Origin of the sequence: Bacillus sp. AFS001701, from assembly GCF_002559405.1 — a bacterium.
GTDB lineage: Bacteria > Bacillota > Bacilli > Bacillales > Bacillaceae_G > Gottfriedia.
The window spans coordinates 1-12,015 of record NZ_NTZO01000339.1 but is presented as its reverse complement, the minus strand read 5'-3'; the positions used below and the strand labels follow the sequence as shown (position 1 = coordinate 12,015).

The window sequence follows — 12,015 nt, the reverse complement described above, 5'->3', positions numbered from 1 at the left end:
GTAATTGTATATTAATTTTGTTTTAAATACCTTACAATTAATAAGAATTTGTTACAATTACATCTCTTATTCTATTGAAAATGAGTAAAAACGCTAGTTTCGTAAATTAGGTTTGCAGGTAAATAGACCTTGAAAATTATCGGAAATATATATTATCAAATCCAAAAGTTCTATTTTTGAGTAATCTAAAAGGTATTATTGAGTGTTTACTAGAAAATAATTCCAAGAGAAAGGAGGAGCTTGACAGATTTGATTTGGAACTGATGTAACTTCATATAAAGATTAATCCATTTGTTTTCATTCATTTAATAATTCCAATTTTTCATTTAAATGAATGGATTAATGTTTAGTTGTTACATATGTTTGTCTAGTTAATTATCTTTGAATCTATTAAAAAAGGGGCTCAACAATGAAGAAAAAAAATTATTTAGCTTTACCTGTATCAACAATCCTATTATTTTCAAGTATTTATTCTGGAACAGTTCAAGCTGCTTCAGTAACAGGAGCCAATAGTACAGTAGCTAATCAGGCAAACTCTGGTAAAAACCTTAGAAAAAGCCAAATGAAGGAAGTACCAAAAGTAAGTGGCAAAGTACTCCCTAAGAAGGCAGAATCTAAAATTGAAACAAAATTAAGAGATAAATTAAAAAATAAACAATCAGTAACGAAACATAATGAACAAACAGGTGAATTAATCGTTAAATATAAAAAGAAAGTGACTACAGGTGAAATCACTACACTTCAGAAAAAGTATTCTTTAAAGTCTTCAAAAAAATTAAAGAATTTAAACGCTGAGTTAGTAAAAATTCCAACAGGTGAAAGTACTACAGAATACATAACGAAACTAAAAAAGGATCCAAACGTTGAATCTGTTCAACCGAACTACAAATATTACGCTTCTGATTTCAATAATGCTAATGACTATTATGATCAATTATGGGGACTTAATAATACCGGACAAACCATCAATGACAGTGTAGGAAAAGAGAATATTGATGTAGACGCACCTGAAAGCTGGACCAATTTTAGTTCAAAGCTTGCGAAACCTGAAGCGCAAGTCGTAGTTGGTGTAATCGACACGGGTGTAGATATTAATCACCCTGATTTAAAAGGGAAAATTTGGACAAATACAAAGGAAATTCCTGGTAATGGTATTGATGATGACCATAACGGTTATGTTGATGATGTAAATGGCTGGGATTTTTATAACGATGATAACACTGTTTACGATGCACTTGATGGAGATGAACATGGTACTCATGTATCCGGAACAATTGCTGCAGCTTTAGAAGGGCCAAATTTAAAAGATAATAAAGGTGTTGTAGGTGTTGCTCCTAACGTGAAAATTTTACCGTTAAAGTTCATCGGTCCTGATGGAGGAACATCTGCAGATGCGATCGAAGCAATCGAGTACGCTAAAAGTATGGGCGTTAAAATTACAAATAACAGCTGGGGTGGCGGAGAATACGATCCATTACTTGAAGAAGCAATTGCAAATTCTAATAGCTTATTTGTAGCTGCTGCGGGTAATGACGGAATGGATAATGATGAAGAAGGGGCTTATCCTGCTAGCTTTGAAAGTTCTAATATCTTATCTGTTGCTGCAGTTGATAACAAAGGAAACTTAGCGCCTTTCTCAAATTATGGTGTGGAATCTGTTGATGTTGCTGCTCCTGGTGTTGACATTATCAGTTCAGTCCCTAAATACCCAATCGATGAAATTACAAAAGCTTTAAAAATTGATCAAGCTGGAGCATCAGCTCAAATTGCCGGAGACAATTACAAAGCGATCTTTGATGGCATTGGTTATGAAAAGATATCTGAAAAACAAAGACAGGATGCTTTTGATAAAGCATTAAGTTATTTAGATTTAACAGATACGAATAAGAAAATTTTATTAGTTCAAGATGATGAAAGTGATCTTGCAGACTTGTTAAAAGATTTTATTCCTGAACTTTCTAAAATCTTTAAAAACTACTTACCAACATATAAAAATCTGTTGTCTAAGTATTCTTCGGTAAATACGGTTACGATCAGTTCTGAATCGTCTTTATCAATGAACAGTTCTGATTTGTCACAATACGATGCTGTAGTTTGGTTTACAGGAAACGGTATTGGATTTAACTCTGAAGATGGTACTGCTTTAACTAAATCAGATACAGAATTGTTAAAAAATTATCTTACAAGTGGCGGTAAATTATTATTATCAGGTGTTAACGCTTTAATAGGCCAAGAAAAATCATCATTTGTAAAGGATTCTTTACATTTAAATGTTTATTCAGATATGGGACCAAGTTTGAATGTTGAAGGTCTATCTGGTGGAATCTATGAAAATACTAAGTTTGATGTTAACCGATATGATTTACCCTACTACATCGCTGATTATGTAACTTCGAATGATGTCCAAAAAACAGTCATTAATTCTAAATATGTTTCTGATTATTCACAAGCATATGATTATTATAGTGGAACATCTATGGCAACTCCGCATACTACGGGTGCTGCTGCTATTTTATTAGGGTTACATCCGAACATGTCACCAGAGATGCTTAAGCTATATACAAGTGCAAAAGGAACGAAATTAGATTCACTAAAAGGTCTTGTAGGCACTGGAAATATTGTTAAATCATCAAGTCTAGATAACTTTGATGACAATGATACACCAGGTATTCCATTAGATAAAAGTGTATTAAATGGAAGTCTAGATTCTAAAAATGACAAAAACGATGTTTATGCAATTTCATTAAAAGAAGGCCAAGGCATCACATTCTCATTAAATGGGCAAGCAGGAAGCGATTTTGACCTGTATGTGTATAATGAATCCGCATCTAGTGTAAATAATAAGAATGGTATGGTTGCGTACTCAGAGAACATCAATTCATCTAAAGAAAAGTTAAACTTTATCGCTCCTAGAACTGGAATCTATTTTGTAAATGTCTACGACTACAATGGTTCAGGAAACTATAAACTTTATTCTGGTAATTTCGGTGGATCGTATGAAGATGATTCTGATTCAGTGACTTTAGATGGAGATTGGATGCCAGCATTTAATCCAGAATTCTCTCAAGAAATGGCAGGAGTACTTAATTCTAGAGGTGAAGTTAATTTCTCATTTGTTGGGTCTAGCATTGAATGGCAAGGTTTTAAAGATCCAACACAAGGAATTGCCGATGTCTATATAGACGGCAATAAAATTGCATCTGAATCTCTTTATAATAGTAGGTTAAAATCAAAACAAAGTTTATTAAAATATGATTTTACAACTTATGGCAATCACTCTATAAGAATTGTTTGGACTGGAAAAAGTGATCCAGTGGCAAGAAAATCTGCTACAGGAATCAATTTGGATAAATTTATTGTAAAAGATAATCCTATTTCATTAAAAACATCATTTGATACTGCAAAGAAATATCCAGTTATTTCATGGACTGCTCCAAAATGGGCAGAATCATATAATATTTACCGCAAAGAGTCGTCACAAAATGATTATGTACAAATAAATAAAACACCTATTACTACAACAACTTTTACAGATACAACTGCGATGTCGCCTGGAAAAACATACAACTATGTTGTGGTAATTAATACACTGGATAAAACTGAGACACCTTATTCAACATCAATTAATTACGTAAACGATGATGATATTAAAGGAAGAATATATATAACAGGTACTGCAAAAGGAAGTCTGAATACTGACGCAAATGACTTTAAAGATGTTTGGGCTAAAAATTTAGTAGCAGGCAAAACATATGAAATTACGTTAACAGGTCCAACTAATACAAACTTTGATCTTTCATTATACAACATTGGTACATCAACTATTTATGGTACGAAAGAATTGAAAAAGTCTGCTAGTACTACGTCTACTGAAAAAATTGTCTTTAAACCAACAAAAACTGGAATGTACTATATCGTTCCTTCTGTTCCTTCTAATGTAAAAGGCTCTGGCCAATATAGTATAAATATTTCAGTTCAAACAACTAAATCAGTAGAGAACAATGATTCCAATGTTAAATACTCTGGAACTTGGAGTAAGTTAAATTATTCGAGCGCTTCTGGTGGCACGATTAATCAAACAAAAGGATCTACTGGATCGCTTCAATACAATTTTAGTGGTACGGGTATAACTTTATTTGCTTTAAAAGATAAGAATATGGGTAGAGCAGATGTTTATATTGATGGTAAAAAAATAAAGCAAATTGACCTTTACTCTTTAAGCCGTAAATATAAAGTAATTGTATTCGATATACAAAATCTAGCAAATAAAGCTCACACTATTAAAATTGTTGCTACTGGTACAAAATCTAGTGCGGCAACAAACAAGTTAATAAATGTTGATTCGTTTAAATTAACTCAGTTTTCTTTAGTTAAATAATAAGCGAAGCATTTGCAAAACAAAAAATCCTGATTGCTCTTTTGAGTAAATCGGGATTTTTTTTCGAATTTAGACTAGTTTAATTACCTTTACGAAAGGAAATAAAAAGGTAACAAATTTCGTGAAATATTTTGAATAATATAGACGTTTTATCATTACATTTGGTAAAATTAAGCAAAAATACATTGGTCATTCCGTTGGCCAGCCTAATTATTGTGAATGAAATGTGGAGGATCTAGGATTTATGGAGAGGAAACCAAGAGTGTTTATTGGTTCATCAGCGGAAGCTATTCATTATGTTGAAGCCGTATTTGAAGGACTAAAAAGGGATACGGAAGCCACATGTAGGTGTATGGTAAGTAGAAGGGTCTGACGGTTTAAAACATGTTGCCGGTAAAAAAATCTAGAATCGATTTTTATCATTTTGGTGTAAATGAAGGTATTGTTGATGAGCCAATCTTTGTGATTGATAGTTATCTAAATAGCGAAATTATTTTCATTAAAAAAAGTGAATATTACAATACATACTTAATATGCTATCCTATTTAAAATAGTATGGTACTAACTGTCACTTTTTCTAGTGAAGAGTATAAATCAATCGATTTAACTGAAGATGAAAAAGACTTCCTTTTAGGAAGAAATAAAAGATTAATGAAAACAATAAATGAACTTTTTGGAGGTGTTTCTGTATGACTAGGTATATCAACTTAAATGATGCTAAAAAGGAATTTAAGAAAGATTACTATCCAAAAGTTGAGAAAGGTATTGGCCAAAAGGGACTTGCTGATTTTAATGGTAAAACTGAAAGAGGAATTGTTGTTCTTCGTCGCAAAGCAGAATACGGAACTCCAGATAATGAAAGCATATTAAAGTAAAAGGGTGACTAAATTAGTTACCCTTTTTTTGTTTTTTAATTACTTCAATGACTATTTTTAACATCTTCCATTATAATAAATGCTTTATGAGTAAGTAAAAAGGCAAAGTTAAGTAGTTTAGTACCTCATAAGCGCTTCATGAGTAAGTAAAAAGGCAAAGATAAGTAGTTTAGTACCTCATAAGCGCTTCATGAGTAAGTAAAAATACGTAAATAAGAAAAGTAGTACCTCATAAGCGCTTCATGAGTAAGTAAAAATGCAAAAATAAGTAACCTCATAGGAGCTTCATGAGTAAGTAAAAAAGCAAAAATAAGAAAAGTAGTACCTCATAAGAGCTTCATGAGTAAGTAAAAATATGTAATTAAGAAAAGTAGTACCTCATAAGAGCTTCATGAGTAAGTAAAAATGCAAAAATAAGTAATTTAGTACCTCATATGTGCTCCATGAGAAATATAACAATCATCAAGTTAAACACTAATAAACAACCCCATGTTTACAACAGTCTAAATTGCATGGTTGCCTGCATTTGCACATTTAAAAAGTTACTCATTATCCATCAGTTTTCTTAACTTAGATTCTGTATTTGTATTTTCAACAGGAGTGTAAACACTACATCTTAAATCAATGTTTCCTTGAACTTGTAAGGAAGTTAAGTTAAAGAGCATTTTTCCTGCTTTTGCGTGTCGAAACTCTATTAATACATCTGGGGCCGAACTTACTTCGCTCTCATTCCAGAGTTCATGAAATTCTGGGAAATTTTGTTCCATTTCATTAATAAAGGAAGTATACCATTGATCGCCCACATATTGTCCGTAATAAGTGCGAAAAATTGCTAAGAAACCTTTCACAAAATGCTCCCAATTCACTGCTAAACTTTTAAATTCTTTTCTAGAGAAGAGTAATTGAATAAGATTTCGTTCCTCTTTTGGAATTTGTTCGAAATCTAAAAATACGTGTGCTGCTGCAGGATTCCATCCAACGATATGGCATCTTCGGTCTGAAATAATAATCGGACAGTTCCGAAGTTCATTTAATATTTTAGTCAAGGCTGGACTAATAACTGTTACTTCATCATTTGAAAATGAGCGTTTTTCAGCTTCTGGTAATGCAAGTGCATATAAATAATTTCGCTCATCCTTATTTAATTGTAATGCATCTGAAATGGCATCTAATACGGAATTAGAAACGGTTATATCTCTTCCTTGTTCTAGCCACGTATACCATGTTGTACTTACTCCTGCTAAATGAGCAACCTCTTCTCTACGTAGCCCCGGAGTTCTTCTACGGGTTCCAACTGGTAATCCAACCATTTGCGGATTTATTTTAGACCGCTGCGTTTTTAGAAATTCTGACAGTGCTTGAAGTCGGGTTTCTCGATTCATCTTATAAACTCCCTTCTGAACGTAGTATAAATTATACTAGGATAAACTACAACTTGTAATAGGATAAATACGCGTTAAAATAAAGAAAAAACGATTGGAGAACTTATGATGAGAAGAATAGTTATTACAGGTATGGGTGTTATCTCGCCTCTAGGAAATGATGTAGATACAGTTTGGAATAACTTAATTAACGGAAAATCAGGTATCACCGCTATTGATACAATTGATGTATCAAATATTAAAACGAAAGTAGCAGGAATTGTTCGTGACTTTGATGCCGAAGAAAGATGGGGAAGAAAGGAAGCAAGAAAATTAGATCGTTTTTGTCAATTTGCCTTAGCAGCTGCTGAACAAGCTTTCGAAAGCTCACAATTACAATTAGAAAAAATCGATCTTGAACGATTAGGAGTATATGTAGGATCAGGAATTGGTGGGATAAATACCTTTATCGAAAATGTAAATTTATTAAATGAGAGAGGACCTGGGAGAGTAAGTCCAAGTTTAGTACCGATGATGATATCAAATGCGGCAGCAGCTCAAATTAGTATAAGATTAGGTGCGCTTGGTCCATCTTTATCACCAGTAACCGCATGCTCTATAGGAAATTCAGCTATTGGAGAGGCATTCAATACAATTCGTAACGGAGAAGCGGATATTATTTTTGCGGGTGGTACAGAGGCAGCTATAACGCAATTATCTTTAGCGAGTTTTGGTAACGCTAAGGCATTGTCCATTAATACTGAACCTACCTCATCAAGTCGACCTTTTGATGCAAATAGAGATGGATTTGTAATGAGTGAAGGTGCGGGGATTTTAGTGTTAGAATCATTGGAACACGCAGTAAAAAGAAATGCTCCCATCTTATGTGAGATCATTGGTTATGGAGCAAGTTCAGATGCATATCATATGGTTGCAACTCACCCAGAAGGACGAGGAGCGTTTTTAGCTATGAGAAATGCTTTAAATAGAGCTGAAATAGCAATACAAGATGTGGATGTCATTAGCGCACATGCAACAAGTACCCCATTAGGTGATCAATCTGAAACACTGGCAATAAAAAAACTGTTTGGCGAACACGCTTATAAAATTCCTGTTACATCAAATAAATCAATGCTTGGTCATATGCTTGGCGCAGCAGGAGGAGTAGAGGCGATAGCTTTAGTGAAAAGTCTTCAAGAAGGAATTATTCCGCCAACAATCAACTTAACTCAGCCGGATCCTAATTGTGATTTAGACTATGTAGCGGAAGGGGCAAGGAAAAAAGAATTAAACATCGGTATTTCAAACTCATTCGGCTTTGGTGGTCATAATTCTGCCATTGTATTGAAAAAGTACGTTTAAGATAGATCCTAATCATCATATATTAACACACTAAAAGCCTCTTTTTAGTAAGAGGCTTTATTTTTAAGAGACTTAGATACTCTACCTAATTCATATGATTTTGCTCATTAAGATTCTTCACTTCACTGTTTTTAAATAAATTCAAAAATAGATAGATTAAATAAAAGAAGAAAACAACAAAAAGCCCAACTAAAAGAAGGATTAGTATATAAATTAGATTGTAATGAAGTCCAAAAGTTGTTGTTTCTTTACCCAGTTTGTAAAAATAGTCTAATGGTGTTCCTTTTTCGGGAGCCATTGTGTAAAAGTAATTAGATGTAAAGGGCTCCATCCATATCATAAACAAATTATTTGCAAATATTGATAAAATGTACAATAAAATAATGAGCGACATTGTTTTTCGCAAAATTTTTAAATTAATTACAACCATATGATTGAAATACGCCCACAATACAATTCCTACGATTAGCATATGCCCCCAAAGATACGCCATTCCTTGCCATGTTAGGAGGGATTGATAGTTTGAAAGACCGTTAGCAAATATAATGCTTACTAAAGCAGCAGGGAGATTAAAACAAAACGCAATTGAAAAAAGCAATTCACTTTCATATAAAAAAGCAAAAAATAAAATAAAGTTAGCAAAATGACAAATTTGTAAAGGGATTTCTTCAGGTGAAATTTGATTCACTTTGTGAAAAATTTCAAAATTACGACCAACTAAAAGAGCAATCCCAATAAGCGAGAAACCCATTCCAATGAATCGTAAAGTCTGTTTGTTAAAGCGCTTAAATAAAAAATAAAACGTAGTGACAAATAGAAAAGGGCTCGCCATAAATAAAAAATGGAATGGACTCCACATTTGAAAGGTCATTGAACGATACTTTCCTTCATGTAGTAAAATTCACTTGTTTTCAACGCGATTTACCCCCATTACTTTATATTGTAATTTGTTTTGAGCAAAAAACGTATCATTAAGCGATCAAACTAAAGACATCAAGTAATCAATACCTATTATTGATTTATTCAAAAAATTCTTAGAAAGAACCTGTAATATATACTCTAAACTTGTACAAAAAAATGTTATTTGAGGTATCGAAGGGGATTTTTTCGTAACAAATCAATTTCCGTAATACGTACTGATTTTTAGTACTGTAAAAGGAAAGCAATCATTAGTAGTTTAATCATAAATTAAAAGGGTGTTTTTATGCTAATTATTATTAATAAGCATAGAACACCCATCATAGAAACACCCATCATATAAAACTCATAATTCTTATCTTAACATTTATGATTCAGAACGATATTCTAGTATTTTTAACAAAGTATTTAATCGATAAGAAAATGTATTTTTCCCTATAATTTTTATCCGTAATTCTTTTACTAATTCCTCCTTATAAGAAAACTCATTTATATATTTTTGAATCAATTGAATACAATGAAGATCATCTACATATCTTGTTAATCTTTCATTTTCTTCATCAACAAAACTATCAATTTCTTCATTGATTAACTGAAATCCACCACTTAAAACAATATCAAAAAATCGATTGTTTATACTACGATTTTTTACGTTTTTACTATTTTTATTAAAAATAAAAGTAGATTGCCTATGAGGATTTAAAATGATTTTTGCTTTGTTATAGAAAAGGTTTACTTCATTAGGGGGTATCCAATTACTGATCATTTGTATATTTTTCTTTTTTTGATTTGGAATTTTCAAATATTTATTCCAGCTTTTTCCGATGAGCAAGATTGAATAATTTGTAGAATTTATGATCGATTGGATTAATTTAATTCTGTTTGGATAAGGATAACCGATTAATAACAAGTCTATTTCTTTTTCTAAATTGAGAGGTTTAAAAATATGTTCATTACTAGCTAAAGGAAAATAATGACTATTTTTATATCCAAGTTTGGTATAGAACTCACAAGATGATTTGTCTATTGAAAGTATATAATCTGCATAAGGCAGTACTTCCAAACTAACATCGGTATAGAAAGGGTCTTCTGTAAACCATACAACAAGTGGTATATGGGTTTCTTTTACTACTTTTAGTATATGATTAGGCTTTTTATTTCCAATCATTATTAGTACTAATACTGGACGAATGGTTTTTAACATATTTTTAAACATCTGTTGATTTATACTAATCGGAATGTCTATTATTTCAATTTGATCTGAGTTTGTTTCTTTAATCCATAAATCAAAATGAGAATAGATTCCCATATAACTAGAATTAATATAAAAGATTTTCATAAGCTACTGATATCTAATCGATTCAATTTTAGATGCGATTAAGGTTACAACTACTTCATCACTTGGAGATAAAGAGCTGAATTCTTTTAAGATAATAATTCCAGTCTGGTTATTATAAGTAACGAATTGTGCTGGTCCAATTGTGTCACCTGAATCGGTAGTGATCACGATAACTTGTCCTGCTATCAGATTTTCAATTAAGTGTTGGTAACTACTCAATTTTTACCCACCCCTTTATAATAATTTTTCAATTCAAAACTATTATATGAATAGAATTTAAAATGTTACTATTTATTCAAATGAGAGAGATTAATTGGTAGATTTAACTAGAATATTAAACAAAATTAATAGTCAAAAAAAGAGATTCGTTTTCCACAAAGTGGGACGAATCACTCTTTTTTTAGCTCATTCTTTCAAATTTTACTAATATAGTATTTATTTCCTATTACTTTTATAGTAAACAAAGCATACAGTATAGAGTATTTTTAAAAAAGGTGGGGATTTTTTGACGAAGGTTTCAATCATAATGACTAGTTATAACAAGCCAGAATATATTGCGAAATCTATACAATCTATTTTAAATCAGTCATTTTCTGATTTTGAATTACTATTGATGGATGATAATTCCAATGAAGCTACTTTAAAAGAAATAAGACCTTTTCTAACTGATCATCGAATACGTTTCTATCAAAGCGAGGTAAAATCTTTAGAAGAAAGAGTTGAGAATATTAGATATGCTGTTTTAATAAATCAAGCTTTAAGTATAGCACAGGGGGAATATATCTCGTACGCAACTGATGATAATTGCTATCGAAAAAATAGATTAGAGAAAATGGTTCGTTATTTAGAATCAAATCCTAATGTGATGGTTACTTATTCAGCATCCTTAGTTAATTTTTTAAATGAAAATAAGGAAATCATTAATACAAAATTAAGAGCATCAACTGGGATTGTATCGATTGCCTCGTGCCAAATTGATCATTGTTCTATTATGCATCGGAAATCGATATTACCTATTATTTTAAAAAAATTTGGTTCCTACTGGGATGTAGATCCAACGTTTTATCGCATTGGGGATGCACGATTTTTTTGGAGATTGAATCATTTTTGGGATTTCTATCCAATTAGGGAAATTTTAGATGATAACTTTATTACTGAAAAATCGATTCACTTTCAATTGGCACAACAAGAAAAAAATGAGTTCATAAAAATGCTACCTCCACAAAGAACATGTAAAGAATTGAGAGAAGATATAAGATTTAAGAAAAAAAATCAAAAGAATATGGAGGGATAGAGCTTGAGTATTTATCTCTCAAATTATTGGTTGCTATATAGCGAATTTATTACTGTATTTAAAGAATTAAAATATCGGGATGTTCCAATCGCAATGATGACAAATTTTTATCAACAGATAGACGAAGATCTTAAAAAGGAAATGGAGAAAGAAAATTTCCATTTGCAGTTAAAACATGCTACCCTCACTGAATCGAACCAGATCCAACCATTTTTTAATGATTTGCTTAATCCCCTCAAAAATACTAATAAAAATCTTGGAAACGGTAAAGTGCTTATAAACTTAGATTATATTAGGATAACTGGCAAAAAAATGAATGAATTATTCAATAAAGAAAAAACGGTCATTTTATCTCGTTCAAAAAGTGATCGTTTCTCAGAGATACCTAATTTATTCATCGGAAATTTTAAAAATGATACAAGTCAAATTTCTAAAAAATTAGTCGATCGTATTTGTGAAATATTTCGTAATTTCAAGGAGCATCTGGC

Annotated in this window: 9 protein-coding genes and 1 pseudogene; 6 read left to right on the top strand and 4 right to left on the bottom strand. The window is 31.6% G+C overall.

From position 1 onward, the window contains the following. The first annotated feature begins 409 nt into the window (after positions 1 to 409). The 3 genes from CN514_RS19465 to CN514_RS19460 all read left to right on the top strand — a co-directional run bounded on the left by CN514_RS19465 (position 410) and on the right by CN514_RS19460 (position 5,253). On the top strand, positions 410 to 4,378 hold the full coding sequence (locus CN514_RS19465; protein WP_098234025.1) for a S8 family serine peptidase: 3,969 nt from the start codon (positions 410 to 412) through the stop codon (positions 4,376 to 4,378). Positions 4,379 to 4,622: 244 nt separating this feature from the next. Next, on the top strand, positions 4,623 to 4,751 hold the full coding sequence (locus CN514_RS26645; protein ID WP_286141760.1) for a hypothetical protein: 129 nt from the start codon (positions 4,623 to 4,625) through the stop codon (positions 4,749 to 4,751). 316 nt (positions 4,752 to 5,067) lie between these two features. Then, positions 5,068 to 5,253, top strand: a complete 186-nt coding sequence (locus CN514_RS19460) for a hypothetical protein (RefSeq protein WP_098234024.1) — start codon at positions 5,068 to 5,070, stop codon at positions 5,251 to 5,253. A 542-nt stretch (positions 5,254 to 5,795) separates the two neighbouring features. On the opposite strand, the gene CN514_RS19455 is transcribed toward CN514_RS19460, so the two are convergent. Further along, positions 5,796 to 6,635, bottom strand: coding sequence for a helix-turn-helix transcriptional regulator (locus CN514_RS19455; protein WP_098234023.1), 840 nt, complete (start codon positions 6,633 to 6,635; stop codon positions 5,796 to 5,798). 108 nt (positions 6,636 to 6,743) lie between these two features. On the opposite strand from CN514_RS19455, the gene fabF reads away from it, so the two are divergent. Continuing rightward, complete coding sequence (gene fabF, locus CN514_RS19450; RefSeq protein WP_098234022.1) at positions 6,744 to 7,976, top strand: beta-ketoacyl-ACP synthase II; 1,233 nt, start codon at positions 6,744 to 6,746, stop codon at positions 7,974 to 7,976. 85 nt (positions 7,977 to 8,061) lie between these two features. Here fabF and CN514_RS19445 read toward each other — a convergent pair whose 3' ends face one another. From CN514_RS19445 to CN514_RS19435, 3 genes are all read right to left on the bottom strand, one after another. Beyond that, positions 8,062 to 8,835: a TMEM164 family acyltransferase gene (locus tag CN514_RS19445; RefSeq protein WP_286141761.1), complete on the bottom strand. Its 774-nt coding sequence runs from the start codon at positions 8,833 to 8,835 to the stop codon at positions 8,062 to 8,064. A gap of 426 nt (positions 8,836 to 9,261) precedes the next feature. Further along, entirely contained in the window at positions 9,262 to 10,098 is an 837-nt protein-coding gene (locus CN514_RS19440; RefSeq protein WP_176525981.1) for a CgeB family protein, read from the bottom strand. A 138-nt stretch (positions 10,099 to 10,236) separates the two neighbouring features. After that, the gene (locus CN514_RS19435) at positions 10,237 to 10,452 is read right to left on the bottom strand and encodes a hypothetical protein (RefSeq protein ID WP_098234019.1); all 216 of its coding nucleotides are present in this window, start codon (positions 10,450 to 10,452) and stop codon (positions 10,237 to 10,239) included. Positions 10,453 to 10,738: 286 nt separating this feature from the next. Here CN514_RS19435 and CN514_RS19430 point away from each other — a divergent pair, with 286 nt between their 5' ends. Next, complete coding sequence (locus CN514_RS19430; RefSeq protein ID WP_098234018.1) at positions 10,739 to 11,527, top strand: glycosyltransferase family 2 protein; 789 nt, start codon at positions 10,739 to 10,741, stop codon at positions 11,525 to 11,527. A gap of 3 nt (positions 11,528 to 11,530) precedes the next feature. Then, positions 11,531 to 12,015: pseudogene (locus CN514_RS19425) on the top strand (hypothetical protein); the annotation flags it as partial.